General features: G+C 64.8%; 23 protein-coding genes. 6 read left to right on the top strand and 17 right to left on the bottom strand.

Annotation, left to right across the window (positions count from 1 at the left end; all coding sequences use genetic code 11):
- The first annotated feature begins 226 nt into the window (after positions 1–226).
- The 4 genes from OO12_RS28655 (at position 227) to OO12_RS17700 (ending at position 2,027) form a co-directional block, all read left to right on the top strand.
- Positions 227–367: a hypothetical protein gene (locus OO12_RS28655; RefSeq protein ID WP_160296836.1), complete on the top strand. Its 141-nt coding sequence runs from the start codon at positions 227–229 to the stop codon at positions 365–367.
- A 200-nt stretch (positions 368–567) separates the two neighbouring features.
- Positions 568–702, top strand: coding sequence for a hypothetical protein (locus OO12_RS29310; protein WP_261300210.1), 135 nt, complete (start codon positions 568–570; stop codon positions 700–702).
- Positions 703–796: 94 nt separating this feature from the next.
- On the top strand, positions 797–1,552 hold the full coding sequence (locus OO12_RS17705) for an alpha/beta hydrolase (RefSeq protein ID WP_034160048.1): 756 nt from the start codon (positions 797–799) through the stop codon (positions 1,550–1,552).
- Positions 1,553–1,673: 121 nt separating this feature from the next.
- Complete coding sequence (locus tag OO12_RS17700; RefSeq protein WP_034160062.1) at positions 1,674–2,027, top strand: winged helix-turn-helix transcriptional regulator; 354 nt, start codon at positions 1,674–1,676, stop codon at positions 2,025–2,027.
- 60 nt (positions 2,028–2,087) lie between these two features.
- Here OO12_RS17700 and OO12_RS17695 read toward each other — a convergent pair whose 3' ends face one another.
- Entirely contained in the window at positions 2,088–2,639 is a 552-nt protein-coding gene (locus OO12_RS17695) for a class I SAM-dependent methyltransferase (protein WP_034160047.1), read from the bottom strand.
- A 119-nt stretch (positions 2,640–2,758) separates the two neighbouring features.
- Here OO12_RS17695 and OO12_RS17690 point away from each other — a divergent pair, with 119 nt between their 5' ends.
- Positions 2,759–2,929 (top strand): CsbD family protein, encoded by a 171-nt coding sequence (locus OO12_RS17690; RefSeq protein WP_034160046.1) that lies wholly within the window; start codon positions 2,759–2,761, stop codon positions 2,927–2,929.
- 255 nt (positions 2,930–3,184) lie between these two features.
- On the opposite strand, the gene OO12_RS17685 is transcribed toward OO12_RS17690, so the two are convergent.
- The gene (locus tag OO12_RS17685) at positions 3,185–4,831 is read right to left on the bottom strand and encodes a thiamine pyrophosphate-binding protein (protein WP_034160045.1); all 1,647 of its coding nucleotides are present in this window, start codon (positions 4,829–4,831) and stop codon (positions 3,185–3,187) included.
- A 213-nt stretch (positions 4,832–5,044) separates the two neighbouring features.
- Here OO12_RS17685 and OO12_RS17680 point away from each other — a divergent pair, with 213 nt between their 5' ends.
- Positions 5,045–5,362 carry an antibiotic biosynthesis monooxygenase gene (locus OO12_RS17680; protein WP_034160061.1) on the top strand — a complete coding sequence of 106 codons (318 nt, stop codon included), beginning with the start codon at positions 5,045–5,047 and terminating at the stop codon, positions 5,360–5,362.
- Positions 5,363–5,702: 340 nt separating this feature from the next.
- Here OO12_RS17680 and grxD read toward each other — a convergent pair whose 3' ends face one another.
- The 15 genes from grxD to OO12_RS17605 form a co-directional block, all read right to left on the bottom strand.
- Complete coding sequence (gene grxD, locus OO12_RS17675; protein WP_034160044.1) at positions 5,703–6,035, bottom strand: Grx4 family monothiol glutaredoxin; 333 nt, start codon at positions 6,033–6,035, stop codon at positions 5,703–5,705.
- Between the two features lie 5 nt (positions 6,036–6,040).
- Positions 6,041–6,292, bottom strand: a complete 252-nt coding sequence (locus tag OO12_RS17670; RefSeq protein WP_034160043.1) for a BolA/IbaG family iron-sulfur metabolism protein — start codon at positions 6,290–6,292, stop codon at positions 6,041–6,043.
- 4 nt (positions 6,293–6,296) lie between these two features.
- The gene (locus OO12_RS17665) at positions 6,297–6,620 is read right to left on the bottom strand and encodes a DUF1476 domain-containing protein (RefSeq protein ID WP_034160060.1); all 324 of its coding nucleotides are present in this window, start codon (positions 6,618–6,620) and stop codon (positions 6,297–6,299) included.
- A gap of 142 nt (positions 6,621–6,762) precedes the next feature.
- Positions 6,763–7,764 carry an NADPH:quinone oxidoreductase family protein gene (locus OO12_RS17660; protein ID WP_034160042.1) on the bottom strand — a complete coding sequence of 334 codons (1,002 nt, stop codon included), beginning with the start codon at positions 7,762–7,764 and terminating at the stop codon, positions 6,763–6,765.
- Positions 7,727–8,356, bottom strand: coding sequence for a 3-isopropylmalate dehydratase small subunit (leuD, locus tag OO12_RS17655; RefSeq protein ID WP_034160041.1), 630 nt, complete (start codon positions 8,354–8,356; stop codon positions 7,727–7,729). The genes OO12_RS17660 and leuD overlap by 38 nt, the downstream gene beginning before the upstream one ends.
- Complete coding sequence (locus OO12_RS17650; RefSeq protein WP_034160040.1) at positions 8,356–9,192, bottom strand: N-acyl homoserine lactonase family protein; 837 nt, start codon at positions 9,190–9,192, stop codon at positions 8,356–8,358. The genes leuD and OO12_RS17650 overlap by 1 nt, the downstream gene beginning before the upstream one ends.
- Before the next feature lie 160 nt (positions 9,193–9,352).
- Positions 9,353–10,792: a 3-isopropylmalate dehydratase large subunit gene (gene leuC, locus OO12_RS17645; protein ID WP_034160039.1), complete on the bottom strand. Its 1,440-nt coding sequence runs from the start codon at positions 10,790–10,792 to the stop codon at positions 9,353–9,355.
- A gap of 49 nt (positions 10,793–10,841) precedes the next feature.
- A complete protein-coding gene (locus OO12_RS17640; protein WP_034160038.1) occupies positions 10,842–11,801 on the bottom strand; it encodes an NAD-dependent epimerase/dehydratase family protein in 960 nt (319 codons plus the stop codon).
- The gene (locus OO12_RS17635; RefSeq protein WP_034160037.1) at positions 11,801–12,487 is read right to left on the bottom strand and encodes a glutathione S-transferase family protein; all 687 of its coding nucleotides are present in this window, start codon (positions 12,485–12,487) and stop codon (positions 11,801–11,803) included. The genes OO12_RS17640 and OO12_RS17635 overlap by 1 nt, the downstream gene beginning before the upstream one ends.
- A gap of 10 nt (positions 12,488–12,497) precedes the next feature.
- Positions 12,498–13,133: a CoA transferase subunit B gene (locus OO12_RS17630; RefSeq protein ID WP_034160036.1), complete on the bottom strand. Its 636-nt coding sequence runs from the start codon at positions 13,131–13,133 to the stop codon at positions 12,498–12,500.
- Positions 13,133–13,453 carry a DUF5076 domain-containing protein gene (locus tag OO12_RS27040; RefSeq protein ID WP_052216004.1) on the bottom strand — a complete coding sequence of 107 codons (321 nt, stop codon included), beginning with the start codon at positions 13,451–13,453 and terminating at the stop codon, positions 13,133–13,135. Before OO12_RS27040 ends, OO12_RS17630 begins: the two co-directional genes overlap by 1 nt.
- Positions 13,450–14,265: an HAD family acid phosphatase gene (locus tag OO12_RS17620; protein ID WP_152616499.1), complete on the bottom strand. Its 816-nt coding sequence runs from the start codon at positions 14,263–14,265 to the stop codon at positions 13,450–13,452. Before OO12_RS17620 ends, OO12_RS27040 begins: the two co-directional genes overlap by 4 nt.
- Before the next feature lie 137 nt (positions 14,266–14,402).
- On the bottom strand, positions 14,403–15,110 hold the full coding sequence (locus OO12_RS17615) for a CoA transferase subunit A (RefSeq protein WP_034160034.1): 708 nt from the start codon (positions 15,108–15,110) through the stop codon (positions 14,403–14,405).
- 124 nt (positions 15,111–15,234) lie between these two features.
- The gene (locus tag OO12_RS17610; RefSeq protein WP_034160033.1) at positions 15,235–15,975 is read right to left on the bottom strand and encodes a glutathione S-transferase family protein; all 741 of its coding nucleotides are present in this window, start codon (positions 15,973–15,975) and stop codon (positions 15,235–15,237) included.
- Complete coding sequence (locus tag OO12_RS17605) at positions 15,975–16,898, bottom strand: SMP-30/gluconolactonase/LRE family protein (protein ID WP_034160032.1); 924 nt, start codon at positions 16,896–16,898, stop codon at positions 15,975–15,977. Before OO12_RS17605 ends, OO12_RS17610 begins: the two co-directional genes overlap by 1 nt.
- Positions 16,899–16,946: the final 48 nt, after the last annotated feature.

Here is a 16,946-nt window from a genome sequence, read left to right as displayed (position 1 = left end):
ACCAACGCAATCCGGCAAAAGCAGCTTCTGCCGGCGGTCACAGCCCTCAATGAAACGTCCCACTTCGGCGCCTCCTGCAACGCCAGAATCATAGCATATTAGGCCGTTTTCACACAGCCTCCACCAATCCCGGCCATTCCGGGTTTATGGGTTCACTGTCAGGCTGATTTGTAACCGGGCGGGATGCTGTGACGAAGAGCCTGAGCATCCGATGAGAAGGATTTCGATGGCGCGCGCTTTCACCCTGTTGCTGATATTATTGCTCAACGCGCTGAGTGTCAGGGCGGTGAGCGCGGCAGCGGCGCCGATGATTCCAGCGTGGGCTCGTGCGATTGCCCGCAAGGGCCCGCGCGATGCCCTGACATGATGCTGGCCGGTGCTTGCCAATCCTGTTGCCCGCGATCCTGCCTAAACCGCTCAATGTGAATGCGCGAGAAGGGACAGCCCTTGCTGCCTTTGGCGCTCCATCGACCCGTCTGGTCGCGCGCATCATGGCGCCAGAGCCGCCACAACCGCGAACCGTATGAGACGATCCAAAATTCACATCATTTTATCTGGAGACATCTCATGATTCGTTTCACCAAAATCGCCATCGTCCTTTTTGCCGGATCGGCGAGCGCGGCATTCGCCGCGGCGCCGGGCGCGGTCACGGCGGCGTGCTGCGCGCTCGGCGTGTGTTGCGGTCTGCCGTGCTGCGGCTGAACGCCGCCGCACTGCGGTCGAACGCGATTGCGTAACTGGGGGTGCCGGGCCAAAAGCCCGGCACCCCTTTTTATCGATGGGATGGAGAGCGACGATGCGGCGGATGATGGTGATTGCGGCGATGACGCTGGCGGCGTGCAATGTGCAACCCACGGGCGGTAACGCTGCGCAGGGAGCATCCCAGGCCTCGCCGGTGACGATCAAGGCGGATGACGGCGTCACGGTCTTTTCGCGGCTGTACAAGACAGCGCAGCCCAAGGCGCTGATCCTGCTGTTTCATCAGGCCGGGTCGGGCAAGGGCGAATATGCGACGATCGCGCCGCGCCTGAACGCCGCGGGCTATGACGCGCTGGCGATCGATCAACGATCGGGCGGCGGGCTGTTCGGCGAGAATGAGACCGCGTTGCTGGTCGGCAAGGATCCGGGCTATCTCGCCGCGGAGCGCGACCTGCAGGCAGCGGTCGACTGGGCGAAGACGCAGAAATTGCCGGTGATCATCTGGGGCAGCAGCTATTCCTCGTCGCTGGTCTTCCCGGTCGCTGCCGCCAATCCCGTGGTCAAGGCGGTGTTGTCCTTCTCGCCGGGCGAATATTTCGACGACAAGACCCTGGTCAGCACCGCGGCGGCGAAGCTGACCGTGCCGGTCTTCGTCACCTCGGCCGGGGATGCGGAAGAGGTCGCGCGCGCCAAGCCGATCTTCGATGCCGTGCCGGCGGTCGGAAAGGTCTTTTACCAGCCCAAGGCGGGCGGCGTGCACGGTTCGTCGACCCTGATCGCCGCGAAGAATCCGAAAGGGGCCGACGCGAATTGGGCCGCCGTTCTCGCTTTCCTGAAGGGCGTGACGGGCTGACAGGGCGCCCTCCGGTTTCGCCACGCCCGGCGCGGCGATGTTCCGCCGGCGCGGATGGCGTCATGCGTTCGCGGCGGAATTTCCCTTTCCGCCGGGACCGGGCAGCCGCTATCAAGTGCGGATGACGCAACGAGGCAGGCTTTACGGTTGTCCGGTCGAGTTCGCGCTCGACGCGCTGGGCGGCAAATGGAAGACGGTCATCCTGGCGCGGATCAAGGAACAGTCGATGCGCTATTCCGACCTGCGGCGGATGATCCCGTCGCTGTCCGACAAGATGCTGACGCAGCGGCTGGCCGATCTGGTCGAAATCGGCTTCGTCATGATCGAGACCGGCGCTGACGAAAAGGCGCGCTATGCGCTGACGGACCACGGGCGCAACCTGGCGACCACGCTTCAAGCGCTGTACGACTGGGGGGACGCCCATGGGCGCACGGTCGGCGTTCGCTTCAGGACCGACATCGAAACCAGCGCCTAGAGAATGATCCCGTCCGCCGGTATTGGGTCGGCTGGCGTGAATTGTTACCGCGACGCGTGGTCAGGGCTTGCGTGCGAGCCAGATGCCGGCGTCGTTACAGGCCGGATCCCTGGCGACATGCGCCATTTCGATCAGGCCCTCCCCGGCGATCGCCGCGCTATAGTCGGCGGGGCCGAGTTCGGCATGATATGGCGATCCGCTGCGATAGTCGGATGCCGCGCTGTCCTTGTCGGCTTCGACATTGAACAATAGCCGCCCGCCCGGCTTCAGCCATCGCGCAGCCCGCTCCGCCATGCGCGCCTGATCCGCGCGAGAGAGGCGCGTCAGACTGTTCCAGGCGATCACGCCCTCGAACTGCGTGCCGATGGCAATGGTTCGCATATCACCGTGGATCCATGTCTCGCGCGGGAAGCGAGTCCGGGCGAGGTCGATCATCGCCGGATCCTTGTCGAGACCCGTGACATGAAACCCCTGATCGATCAGATAGCGCGCGATGGGCTCGCCGCCGCCGCATCCAAGGTCGAGGATCATGCTGCCTTTGGGCAGCGCCGCCCTGAACCGGTCGAACCACAGGCGCGCCGGAAACGCCGATGATTGATCTCGATCAATCATCGGGCGATTGCACCGAAACCAAGCAATGTTTCGGGAACCGCCCCAACGCTCATCCGTTCTCTCCACGACCCGAAACCGCCGACCCCCCGACGACAACGGTCTGATTTCAGGAGATTATCATGGGCGAGCTCATCGACAAGATCAAAGGCAATGTGAATGAAGCCATTGGCAAGGCCAAGCAGCATAGCAGCGACCCCGAGACTCAGGCCGAAGGCGCCGCGCAGGAGCTGAAAGGCAAGGCGCAGCAGGTCGCCGGCAAGGTCAAGGGCGCGCTCGGCGACGATATCTGATCGTTACGATTGCTTGAAAAAGAAGGGCCGCTCCGGGTAACCGGGCGGCCTTTTCGTATCTCGCATTCTGCCGTCAGGCCTGCGGATGATCATGTCCGTCAGACATGCACCTTCCCAATTGCTTCCCCGGCGCAGGCCGGGGTCCAGTCGAGGAGCACATGCGATAGCGTGAGACGCCCCTTTACTCCTGCCTCCCAACTGGACCCCGGCCTGCGCCGGGGAAGAAGAGGTAATCCAACGGGGGTCTCTGCCCAACTATTTCCGCAATGCCGAGATCGTGGTGCCGGCGGTGATCACTTCGATATCGGTCTTGATATGCAGCAGACGCACGCCGCTCTGCGCCATCGCCCGGTCGAGCGCAGGCGCGAATTGGGCGGTTTCCTCGATCGTCTCGGCCCAGCAGCCATAGGCCCGGCCGAGTGCCGCGAAATCCGGGTTTTGCAGCCGTGTCGCGGAAATCCGCCCGGGGTATTCGCGCTCCTGATGCATGCGGATCGTGCCATAGGTGCTGTTGTCGATCACCAGCACCAGCATGTTCGCGCCATGCGCCACGGCGGTGGCGAGTTCCTGCCCGTTCATCAGGAAGCAGCCGTCACCGGCCAGTGCGACGACCATGCGGTCGGGATGGCGCAGTGCGGCGGCGGTCGCCGCGGGGACGCCATAACCCATCGCGCCGGCGGTCGGCGCCAGTTGGCTGGGCTGTCCCGCATAACGCCAATAGCGGTGCCACCAGCCCGAATAATTGCCCGCGCCATTGCAGATGATCGTGTCGGCGGGAAGCTTCTCGCGCATCGTGGCGACGCACGGGCCGAGATCCATCCTGATGTCGCGTGGGGCGGGGGTCGACCAGGCGAGATAGTCGGCATGCGCTTCGGTGGCGTCGGTTCGCGGCTGCGGCGGCGAAGCGAGATTGGCAAGAAGGTTGGCGAAGTCGACCATGCCGCTGCAGATCGCGACGTCGGCGCGATAGGAGCGGTTCAGTTCCTCCGGGTCGGGATGGACGTGAATCAGCGTCTGACCCGGATGGTCCGGGGTGATCAGCGTATAGCCATCGGTGGTTGCCTCTCCCAACCGCGCGCCGACGACAAGCAGGACATCCGCCGCCTTGACCCGGGCGACCAGCCTGGGATTGGGGCCATAGCCGAGATTGCCGGCCCAGGCTTCGGACTCGTTCGGCATCGCATCCTGGCGCCGAAACGCACTGACCACCGGAATGCCCCAGGCGGTCGCGAAACTGTCAAAGGCGGCACCGGTCGCCTTGTCCCACCCGGCGCCACCGACAATCGCGACCGGCGCCCTGGCCGATTGCAATAGCTCGGCAAGCCTGGCCGCCTTGTGCGGGTCGAGGCCGAGTGAAGACGTTTCGACCTTCGGCCGATCCATCGCCTCGACCATGTCGAGCAGCATATCCTCGGGCAGCGCCAGCACCACAGGCCCTGGCCGGCCGTTCATCGCCGTCGCATAGGCGCGCGCGACATATTCCGGGATGCGCGCGGCATCGTCGATCTTTGCCGCCCATTTGGCGATCGGCGAGAACATCGCCTGGAAATCGATCTCCTGGAATGCCTCGCGGTCCTTGGTGCCGCGATCGACGTCGCCGATAAACAGGATCATCGGCTGCGAATCCTGCATCGCGACATGGACGCCGATCGACGCATTGGTCGCGCCGGGGCCGCGCGTGACGAATGCGATCCCCGGCCGATTGGTCATCGCGCCGTCGGCGCAGGCCATGAAGCCGACGCCGCCTTCCTGGCGGCACACCACCACATCGATCTCGGGCGAGTCGTGCAGCGCATCGAGCACCGCGAGGAAGCTCTCGCCGGGAACGGTGAAAATACGATCGCAACCCTGTGCGATGAGCTGATCGACCAGGATGCGGCCGCCGGTACGGGAATTCGTCATGCGCCGTTTCCTAGACGCAGATGCGGGCATTTGCTATTCCATCGCGGTCGAAAAGAAGCAGGCCGGTATCGGTAAGCCCGGCCACTGCTCCCGCTCCGGGAGCGCTCCGTATCCACCCCATATCCGTTGGGGTGGAACCCGCGACAGGAAGGGACGCGATCATCGCGCCCGGCCTGTCGGGGTGCGCCCCATGGGCCAGTGACGGAGAAGCATATGACGATCATCGAAAGCGGCAGCGGGGTGCTGACCCAGATCAACCTCTTCACTTGCCGGCCGGAAAACCAGCAAGCGCTCATCGCGTTGCTGCGGGAAAGTGCGGCGGCGGTCAGCGACGTGGATGGCTGGATTTCCGCGAGCATCCATCGTGGGCTGGAAGGCGATCGGGTGGTGAATTACGCGCAGAGCCGTGACGCGGCGGCACAGGCGGCGGTGATGGCGCGGCTGCGGGCGGGCGGCTATCTGGCGTGCAATACCGCGCTCGGCACGGCACATCCCGGACTCTATGAGGTCGTCGCCACGATCGGGCGCTGATCTGTCGGAATTGCTTACACTGCGGATCGGGCGGGATGGGGTGTTAACCATCGTCTCGCCCGGTTTTGCGCGGGTGAGCAAAGCTGGCACGGCCACTGCATAGTCTGAAGTACGCCGAGCGTTTCACGCTTCAGCTGGGCGGGCCCGAGCTTCCCTCCGATCTCGCCGGGCCCGCCCGCACCCGGCTTTCCAATTCCATCAGAGCATCACCGGGGCCAGACACCCCAGCCTCTGTTCGGGCTGAGCCTGCCGAAGCCCAGGTGTTGCGCATGCCCTTCGACAGGCTCAGGGCGAACGGTGGTGATGTTCCAGCCTCAAGCCCAGACATCAGCCCGGGCGCTTATTGCGCGCGCGCGACGCCCTGCTCCTCGAGCAGCTGCTCGAGTTCGCCGGATTCGTACATTTCCATCATGATGTCCGATCCGCCGACGAATTCGCCCTTCACATAAAGCTGCGGAATGGTCGGCCAGTCGGAAAAGGCCTTGATGCCTTGGCGAATACCCTGGTCCTGAAGCACGTCGACGCTGTCGAACTGTACGTTCAGATGCTGCAGGATCGCGATCGCACGGCTGGAAAAACCGCATTGCGGGAAAAGCGGGCTGCCCTTCATGAACAGCAGCACGTCACTCTTGCCGACCAGATCGGCGATACGGGTCTGGGAATCGTCAGTCATCGTCATCATCCTTGTTCCGGCCCGGCGTCGGGCAGGGCGGTGGTCAGCTGGAGCGCATGGAGTTCGGCCCCCATGCGCCCCCCGAGCGCCGCATAGACGAGGCGGGTGCGCTCGACCCGGGAAACGCCTCGAAAGCTCTCCGCGACGACGCGCGCGGCATAATGATCGCCGTCGCCGGCCAGATCGGTGATCTCGACCGTCGCGCCGGGAATGCCGGCGACGATCAGCGCCTCGATCTCGGTTGCCGCCATCGCCATGTGGTTATTCCGACTGCATCAGCTGACGGCGGGCTTCGATCGTATGCTCTTCGATCGCGCGACGCACGACGCCTTCGTCGATTTCGATATTCGCGGCGGTCAGGTCGCTGACCAGCTTGCGGATCACGTCCTCGTCGCCGGCTTCCTCGAAATCGGCCTGCACGACCGCCTTGGCATAGGCGTCGGCCTCTTCCGTGGTCAGCTTCATTTGCGCTGCGGCCCAATGACCAAGCAGACGGTTACGCCGCGCGGTGATGCGGAACTGCATCTCTTCGTCGCGCGCATATTGAGTCTCGAACGCGCGTTCGCGGTCGTCGAAGGTGGTCATGTGCCTCATTCCTTTGGGCCGGTAGCAGTTTCACCCCGCGAGATAGGGAAGGGGGCGAGCGAAGGGAAGGGGGTGATGCAGCGCTGCCTGCTTAAGCCCTCTCCTCTTCAGCGGAGGAGTCTTCGCTCACCCAACTTGACCCTCACTCCGCGACCGTCACCACCAGCTTGCCGATCGCGCCGCGCGCGGCCATCTTGGCGATCGCCTTGCCGCCGTCTTCGAACGCGAAGGTCTCGGTCACGCGCGGCGCGATCTTGCCGTCTTTCCACAAGCGGAACAGCCGTTCGATATGCGCGGTGTTGGCCTTGGGATCGCGCGCCGCGAAGGCGCCCCAGAACACGCCGCACACATCGCAGCTCTTGAGCAGTGTCAGGTTGAGCGGCAGTCGCGGGATGCCGGCGGGGAAGCCGACGACGAGATAGCGGCCCTCCCACGCGATCGAGCGCAGCGCCGGTTCGGCATAATCGCCGCCGACCGGATCATAGATCACATCCGCGCCCCCTGCGCCGAGCGCTGCCTTGAACTGGTCGGCCAGCGCCTTGGACTGATCCTTGTCGAACGGCGCGCGGGGATAGACCAGGGTTACATCGGCGCCCGCCTCCTTCGCGGCCGCCGCTTTCTCTTCCGACGAGACCGCCGCGACGACCCGGGCACCAAATGCCTTGCCCAGTTCGATTGCCGCCAGGCCGACGCCACCGGCGGCACCGAGCACGAGCAGCGTCTGCCCCTCACCAAGATGTCCGCGATCGAGCAGCGCGTGGATCGTCGTGCCATAGGTCAGCAACAGCGAGGCGCCTTCGGCGAAGCTGCGTCCCTTGGGCAGGCGGAACAGGCTGGTGGTGGGCAGCGCGATCTTTTCGACCAGGCCACCCGAGCCAGTGGTCGCGATCACGCGGTCGCCGATCGCCCATTCGGTCACACCTTCGCCGACGCTTTCGATCACGCCGGAGATTTCGCTGCCCGGTGCGAAGGGGCGCGGCGGCTTGAACTGATATTTGTCCTCGATGATCAGGACGTCGGGATAGTTGATCGAGCACGCCTTGACCGCGACGACCACTTGCCCCTTGCCGGCTACCGGATCGGGCAGCTCATCAATGGTTAGTGTTTCAGGTCCGCCCGGTGCTTTCGACAATAGTGCCCGCATGTGTCCGTTCTCCGCTCATCCACGGCCGATGTTCGGCTACACCGGCTTCGTATTTCGAAATCGCGGTATCTCTTGCCAGTGTCAGGCCGATCTCGTCCAGCCCTTCCATCAGGCATTGCCGGCGGAACGCGTCGAGATGAAAGGGGAAGCGGTCCTGAAACGGCGTGGTGACGGTCATCGTCTCCAGGTCGACGGTGACGATATCGGTTTTCGCGACATCGACCAGCCGGTCGATCGCTTCCTGCGGCAGCACGACGGGCACGATTCCGTTCTTGAACGCATTGCCTGAAAAGATGTCGGAGAAGCTCGGCGCGATCACTGCGGCGATGCCCATATCGGCAAGCGCCCAGGCGGCATGCTCGCGGCTCGACCCGCAGCCGAAATTATCGCCCGCGACCAGGATCGGCGCACCGGCATAGCGCGGATCGTCGAAGATATTGCCTTCCTGCGCGCGCACCGTCTCGAACGCGCCTTTGCCGAGGCCAGTGCGCGTCACCGTCTTCAGCCAGTGCGCCGGGATGATCACATCGGTGTCGATATTCTTCGCACCCCAAGGATAGGCGCGGCCGGAGACTTGTGTGACGGGGTCCATTATTCGGCGGCCTTGGGGAATGCGGGCAGCTTGGCGACATCCGCTGCCTCGTGCTGGATGATCACGGTCGCCTTCAGATTTTTCGCCAGCGCCTTGAACCGGTCGAGCGAGGCAAGCGTCTCGGCGCGGTCGGTATTGAAGGCGGGCACGCCGTTGCTGTCGTAATTTTCCTGGAAATGCGCGACATCGCCGGTCAGCAGGAAGGTGCGGCTCTTCAGCCGTACCAGCAGCGAGTGATGCCCGGGTGTATGACCCGGCGTATCGATCATCGTCACGCTGCCGTCGTGGAAGATGTCGCGATCGCCACTGATCGGCTCGGCCTTGCTCGTGCCCTTTGCCCAAGGCGCGAGCGGCACGGGATTCACGCCCGGCGCACCCGCTTTCACCGCGTCGAAATCGCCCTTGCCGATGAACAGCGTCGCGCCGGGAAAGCTCGCTGCCTGGCCGATATGGTCGAAATGATAATGGCTGATGCCGAGCATCGTGATGTCTTCGGGCTTCAGGCCGAGTTCGGCGAGCTGTTCGGGGATCGTCTTGGTGACGGTGGCGTCCATCGCGATCTTGCGGTCGAGCGCCTTGCCCTTCATCGCCGCGGGCAGGCCGGCGTCCCACAGCAGATAGGTCGCGCCATGCTTGATGAGATAACAGCTGCCGACCAGGAGCTTGCTCTTGCCCGGATAGGCCTGGGTGTCGGAAAACGCATTGAGATCATTGGCGGCGACGGTGCCGCAATCGAGCCGCCACAGCTTGATCGGCGCAGGGGCGGCGGGTGCCGGAGGCGCGGCCTGGCCCATCAATGCGAGCGCGGCTGCGGCGGCGAACAAAGCGGTCTTCATGATGATTCCTCCCCTTGTATCGCGCCCTCTAGCGTGCGGGGAGGGGCTTGTCTCGCTTACTTGCCCGGGCGGGCGGACTCGCTGGCGGGGCGTGCGGTGGCGGCATAAGCGGCGATCCCGCTCAAGACGGTGCCAAGGACCAGCAATACCAGTGCGCGCTTCATTTCGTGTCCCCCATCAGGTCCCGGACGTCACTCAGTCGACCGGTGACGGCGGCGGCCGCCGCCATTGCCGGTGAAACCAGGTGCGTTCGGGCCCCCGGTCCCTGCCGTCCTACGAAATTTCTGTTGGAAGTGGAAGCACATCGTTCACCCGGCGGCACTTTGTCGGGGTTCATCGCCAGGCACATCGAGCAGCCCGGTTCGCGCCATTCGAACCCGGCATCGGTGAAGATGCGGTCGAGTCCCTCGGCTTCGGCCTGGCGCTTGACCAGCCCGGATCCGGGCACGACCAGCGCGCGCACGCCGTCGGCGACGCTGCGGCCATTGGCGACCGCGGCGGCGGCGCGCAGATCCTCGATCCGGCTGTTGGTGCAGCTGCCGATAAAGACATGGCCGACCGATATGTCCTGCATCGCGGTGCCCGGCGTCAGGCCCATATAGGCAAGTGATTTGCGCGCCGCCTCGCGCTTGGCCGGGTCGGCGAAGCTGTCGGGGTCGGGGACATGGCCGGTGATCGGCACGACGTCCTCGGGACTGGTGCCCCAGGTCAGCGCGGGTGCGATATCGGTCGCGTCGAGCCGCACCGACGCGTCATAGACGGCGGCGGGATCGCTTGGCAGGCTGCGCCACCAGGCGACCGCACGCGCCCAATCCTCGCCCCTGGGCGTCATCGGGCGGCCCTTGAGATAAGCGAAAGTCGTGTCGTCGGGCGCGACCAGGCCGGCGCGCGCGCCACCCTCGATCGACATGTTGGCGATGGTCAGTCGGCCTTCGACCGACAGGTTGCGGATGACCTCGCCGGTATATTCGATGACATGGCCGGTGCCGCCCGCCGCGCCGATCTTGCCGATGATCGACAGGATCACGTCCTTGGCCGATACGCCGTAACCGAGCGTACCATCGACGCGCACTTCCATCGTCTTCGACGGAGTCAGCAACAGCGTCTGAGTGGCGAGGACATGCTCGACTTCGCTCGTGCCGATGCCGAAGGCCAGCGCGCCCATCGCGCCATGCGCCGAGGTATGGCTGTCGCCGCACACCAATGTCGTGCCGGGCAGGGTGAAGCCCTGTTCGGGGCCGACGACATGGACGATACCCTGTTGGGGTGCGATCGCGTCGATATAGGCGATGCCGAACTCGGCCGTATTGCGGCGCAAGGCGTCAAGCTGTTGCGCGCTTTCCAGATCGGCGATCGGCAGCCTATGGCCGTGCGCATCGACCCGCGGCGTGGTCGGCAGATTGTGATCGGGCACCGCCAGCGTCAGGTCGGGCCGCCGCACCGTGCGGCCCGAGACGCGCAGTCCCTCGAACGCCTGTGGGCTGGTCACTTCATGGACGAGATGACGGTCGATATAGATCAGGCAGGTGCCGTCATCGCGCCGCTCGACGACGTGAGCGGCCCAGATCTTCTCGTACAAAGTGAGCGGACGGCTGGCCATCAGGGCGATCTAGTCGGAAACTGCGCGAAGGCAATGCTTGGCTTGCGCTTTATTGCGCGCAGGATTCCTTCGGCGAGAGATAGGCGGCATCATGCGCCACCGGCAGATCATCGCCATGGCGGAGCGCCGCGAGCATCTCGGTGAAGCCGGTGCGGCAGCGAAAGCCGAGCACGCGCTCGGCATGTCCGGCGTCATAGACGCGGTCGATCGAGTGCGGCAGCGTCCAGCCGCTCGCGGCATACAGGGCGGGCGCATCGGGAAAATAGCGGGCGATCACGGCGGGGGCGTCCGCCTTCAGCGCGGCGACGTCGCCGGGCGCAAACGGCGTCGGTGCGGAGAGGATGAAAGTGCCGAAGCCAAGCTCAGGGGCACGGTCGAGCGCCACGAGATGCGCTTCGGCGGCGTCTTCGACCGTCAGTCGGCGGTGGAGCAACTCATTGGCCTTCATGTTCTCGCCCGAGAGGCTGTCGTGCGTGTCGTCATCCTCGGGGAAGAAACGACTGGTGCGCAGGATCAGCACCGGCAGGCCGTGCTCGGCATGGACCAGGCGGCAGATCTGCTCGGCGGCAAGCTTGGTCACGCCATAGATGTTGCGCGGCTCCAGCGGGGCGAGGCTCTCGTCGATCCACACCGCCGTATCGCCATGCCCTTCGCGGATCGCGGTCGAGATCATCAGTGAGGTGGTCGAGGTGAAGATAAAGCGGCTTGCCTTGGCGGCGACCGCGGCTTCGAGCAGGTTGAGCGTGCCGGTGACGTTCACATCGATGAACGCCTGGCGGGGATAACGGACGATGTCGGGCTTGTGCAGTGCGCCGCTATGAATCACCGCCTCGATCCGGCGTTCGGCGAAGACGCGATCGACCAGCGCGCGATCGGCGACGGTGCCGATCACATCGGTATCGACACCCGGTGCGACGTCGAGACCGGTGACCTCATGTCCCGCAACGCGCAACCGGGGGGCGAGGAAGCGTCCGAGCCAGCCGCTCGATCCGGTCAGCAGAACGCGCATCAGACGATCCTGTAGTCCGCCGTGATGATGCCGGCGGCGGCGAGTTCGGCCTCATGGTCCGCCTCGCGCCATGGCTCGGCCAGCGCTTCGGCTTCCCATTGCCGCATCGCCGGATGGGCGAGCATGTGCTCGACCCAGGTCTGGCCGGCCGCGCCGACGTCCAGGCTATAGGTGCGCACGCGAAACGCGACCGGCGCGTAAAAGGCGTCGACCGCAGTGAAGGCCGGACCCGCCAGCCACGGGCCGCCGAACCGCTCAATTCCTTCCGCCCACAGCTCGGCAAGCCGGGCGATCTGTCGTGCCAGTGCGGGCGATGCCGCTTTGGGGGTGACGCGGACGCCGACATTCATCGTGCAATCGTTGCGCAGCGCGCCGAACCCACCATGCATTTCCGCCGCCGCGCACATCGCCCAGGCGCGCGCCGCTTCATCCGCCGGCCATACGCCGCCGAAGCGCTCGGCGAGATACATTGTGATCGCCAGCGAATCCCAGATCGTTCGATCGCCGTCGATCAGCGCCGGCACCTGTCCTGACGGCGAGAAAGTACGGAACGCGTCATGATTGTCGGTCGCCGCGAACGGCTCGATGCGATCCTCGAACGCGATACCCAGGGCTTTCATCAGCACCCAGGGGCGCAGCGACCAGCTTGAGTAATTGCGGTTCGCGGTGATCAGGGTCAGCTGCACGGCGCGCCTTTCAGCTGATATAAGTGGCGGTGGTCTTCGCCGCGATTTCGTCCGCCGTCACGCCGGGGGCGATCTCGATCAACTTGAACGGGCTGGAATGATCGGGGCGCTGGAACACCGCCAGGTCGGTGATGATCATGTCGACGACATTCTTGCCGGTCAGCGGCAGGGTGCAGCTCGGGATGAACTTGGGGTCGCCGGCCTTGGAGTTATGCTCCATCACGACGATGATCTTCTTGACGCCGGCAACCAGATCCATCGCGCCGCCCATGCCCTTGATCATCTTGCCCGGGATCATCCAGTTGGCGATGTCGCCATTCTCGGCGACTTCCATCGCGCCGAGCACGGTCAGGTCGATATGCCCGCCGCGGATCATCGCGAAGCTGTCCGACGAGCTGAAATAGGCCGATTGCGGCAGCTCGCTGATCGTCTGTTTGCCGGCATTGATCAGGTCGGCATCCTCTTCACCGGCGAGCGGGAAGGGGCCAATGCCGAGCATGCCGTTTTCCGACTGCAGCGTCACCTCGACACCCTCCGGAATATGGTTCGCGACCAGGGTCGGAATGCCGATGCCGAGATTGACGTAATAGCCGTCCTGCAGCTCGCGCGCCGCGCGCGCAGCCATATCGTCGCGGGTCCAGGCCATTAGTTCAGCTCCTCTTTTGCGCCCGGTATAGGGGTCGCGATATCGGTGGGATTGGCACGCTCGGCATCGAGGCCGAGCCAGATACGATCGAGTGCCTCGGCTTCGCTGATGCCGGTGGCGCGGGCATAGGTGATCGCGCCGTGACGCACGCAATCGACCAGCGCGATGCCGAACGCGGCGGGGTCGGCGCCGATCGGCACCGGGTTGATGAAGCAGGTCACCGGCCCGCCATCGCTTGCCCAGACGCGCAGGAATTCACGCGATCCTTCGAGCAGGTCGGTATAGGGAACGAGATCGATCGGAACTGGCTTGCCGGTCATTTTGCCTCCGGAGCGGCAGGGGGCGTCCAGCGCTTATCCTGCGGGAATATGTCGTCGACGCCGCCCTTCAGCGCGCTGCCGTAAACCGGGTTGGGCAGCACGAACCAGCCGACGCCCCATTTGGCCGAGATCGCACCAGTCGTGACGGCGGCGCGGCGTGCGGCGGGGGGGAGGCCGGCATTGAACAGATCGCTGAAATCGCCGAGCTGGTCGCCGCCCATCGCGACGACGCAATATTTCGCAGCGATCATCGCGCGGCGGCTGTCCTTCTTGTTGCCGGTCGCATCGTCGCCGGCGAGGAACAATGTCTCGCCATGCACCGCCGGGCCGAGCCCTGCGCCGATGATCGCGGCCGCGGTCTGCGCGGCGTTGCCGACTGAGCGGTTGGTGTTGAAGACCACCGTCACACCCATCTTGCGCAGGTCGTTCAGTGCCTCGACCGCACCGGGAACCGCCGCGACCTGAGTAAGGCCGGTCCTTTCCCATGCCTGCCAGCGCGCCTCGTCATAGGGCGCGGGGTGGACGGCGTCGTTATATTCGAAGCCGAGATTGAGCAGGACGGTCTCGTCGACGTCGAACACCGCCGCCCTGGGTTTGGTGCCGCACGACATCCACCTCGGCACGGCAAGCGTCGCGTCGGGCGCAAGCACCGCGGACTCGCCGGACTTGTCGTTGGCTTGCCATCCGACATAATTGACCAGCGCGCGCCAGGCCTGCGCGCTGATCGCCGCACCTTCGCCCGAGCCATAGAGATATTGCATGCCCGGTGGGACGGTTTGCGCCGGAGCGGCGATCGTTGTCGACACCGGCATTTGCGCCGTCGTGCAGCCCGCAAGCGCGAGTGTGGCCGCCACCGCCACCACCGTTCGTGTCGAGCGAAGTCGAGAAACCGGTCCCTGGAACTGGCTTGTCGACTTCGCTCGAAGCGAACAGGTGGGGTGAAACAGGATCATGCGTCGGCCCGCTCGCGCACCGTGCGGAACTCGATCTTCTTGTCGTAGGGCGCGCCGACGATCAGCCGCTTCACATAGATGCCGGGCAAATGGATCGTGTCGGGATCAAGGCTGCCGACCGGCACCACTTCCTCGACCTCGGCGACGCAGATCTTGCCTGCGGTGGCCATGGGCGCGTTGAAATTGCGTGCGGTCTTGCGGAAGATCAGATTGCCGCTTTCGTCCGCTTTCCAGCCCTTGATGATCGACAGGTCGGCGCGGATGCCGCGTTCGAGGATATAGCCCTCGCCGTCGAAATTCTTCACTTCCTTGCCTTCGGCGACCAAGGTCCCGACGCCGGTCTTGGTATAGAAGCCGGGGATGCCGGCGCCACCGGCGCGGCAGCGTTCGGCAAGCGTGCCCTGCGGACAGAATTCGACCTCGAGCTCGCCGCTCAGATATTGCCGCTCGAACTCCTTGTTCTCACCAACATAGGAGGAGATCATCTTCTTGACCTGGCGGCTGCGCAGCAGCTTGCCCAGGCCTTCGCCGTCGATCCCGGCATTGTTGCTGGCGATGGTCAGGTCCTTGGTGCCTGCGGCCTGGATCGCATCGATCAGCCGTTCCGGAATGCCGCACAGGCCGAACCCGCCCGCGCAGATCGTCATGCCGTCGAACAATAGGCCGTCAAGCGCTCCCGCAGCATCGGAATACAGCTTCTTCATCGCAGGGCCCTCCACAGGTTTTTCTGGCTCGCGCAATAGGCGGGCGCGCCGGTTCGGGTCAATCGCACCCGCGGCGCAACGCTGGTTGCACAAAACGCAATCGTAAAGCCGCGACTGGCGGAGGTCAGATCGGCATCACACCCTTGCGCGGCGCATCGCCGCCGACCGTCTCTGCGGTGATCGACAGCCCGGCGTCACGCAGCACCTGATGCCGCTCGGCGCGCCTGGTGGTCATGAACAATTGCTCGATCGGGAGGGTCGCGGCGAATTCCGGGATCGCCTGGCTCCGCGCGATCCAACCGGCCGCGCGGGGCCAACGCTCCGGATCGGGCGACCAGCCGGCCAGCGCGGCATTGCGGAAGAAGCAAGCGAAGGTGACATCCACCGTCATCGGCGCCGGGCCGAACATGAAGGCCGCCGCTGGCGCTTCGCCCTCCAGCCAGTCCATGATGCCGGGCAGATCATGATCGATTGCGGTGGTGATCACCGCTTCATCCGCCGGCACGCGCCACACGCCTGGCTTGATCACCCGTTCCTGGAAGAGCCGCCAGATGATCACATCGCCAAGCCGGGTATCGGCATATTCCTCCAGCCAGCGCGCGCGTGCGCGGTCAGCCGGCGCGACCGGCATCAGCGGCGGGGCGGGATAGGCTTCGTCGAGATATTCGCAGATCACGCTCGAATCGCACAGGGTCACATCGCCATCGATCAGCACCGGAATGCGGCGCAGCGGGCTCAACCGGGTAAAATCATCCGTGCCGAAAAAGGGGATGATCGGATCGATCTCGAAGTCGATCCGCTTGATCGCCAGCGCGACCAGTACCTTGCGTGCGTAGGGCGAGACATGATTGCCGATGATGCGCATCAATCCGCGCCATGCGCGAGCTTGAGACCGGGGCGCGGCCATTCCATGCTCACCAGCCGGCCGGTGCCCGACAAAGTGATATAGGCCGTGCGCAGATCAGGGCCGCCCCAGCAGATATTGGTCGTGAAGATGTCCGGGGTCGGCACGAATTCGACCAGCTCGCCGGTCGGCGATATCACGCTGATCCCGCATTCGCCGATGGTCGCGACGCAGATATTGCCATTGGCCTCGACCCCGAGTGAATCGAAGAATTTATAGCCGGCGGGGCGATAGAGCGGGATGCCCGGGCCACCGAGCCCAGCGGCAAGGTCGATTTTGCCGGGACCGGTCACGTTGAATTTCATCAGGCGGCAGGTGTAGGTCTCCGCCGCGTAAAGCGATGCGCCGTCGGGTGACAGGCCGATGCCGTTCGGGTTCTCGCTCGGGAAGATCACTTCCTCGAGCAGGCTGCCATCGGCGCGGGCATAGAAGATGCCGGTGATGTCGCGCTCGCGCGCGCGGCTCTTGCCATGGTCGGTGAACCAGAAACCGCCATGGGCGTCGAACACGATGTCATTGGGGCCGCGCAGGCGACAGCCGAAATCGCCGTCCTTGTAGAGGATCTCGACCGTGCCGGTGGCGATGTCGATGCGTTCGATCCGCCCGCCGGAATAATCGTCCGCCTGGCCGTGTGGTGCGAGAATGCCGCTATTCTCGTGCCAGTTGAAGCCGCCATTGTTGCAGCAATAAAGCTTGCCGTCCGGCCCGATCGCCAACCCGTTCGGGCCGCCGCCCGGCTCGGCCACCGTCTCGGTCGATCCGTCGGGCCTGACTCGCGTGATCCGCCCATTCGCGATTTCGACCAGGATGACGCTACCGTCCGGCATCGCGACCGGCCCCTCGGGAAAGCGCAGACCGGAGGCGATGGTGGTGAAGTGAGTCATGCGCGGGCTCTCCTGATTTTCCGATAGCTTCGGGTGGTGGATGATTCG

Source organism: Sphingomonas sp. ERG5 (assembly GCF_000803065.1).
In the GTDB taxonomy this organism is placed as follows: domain Bacteria; phylum Pseudomonadota; class Alphaproteobacteria; order Sphingomonadales; family Sphingomonadaceae; genus Sphingomonas.
The sequence above is the reverse complement of the archived record's forward strand: the minus strand, read 5'-3'. Positions and strand labels throughout refer to the sequence as shown.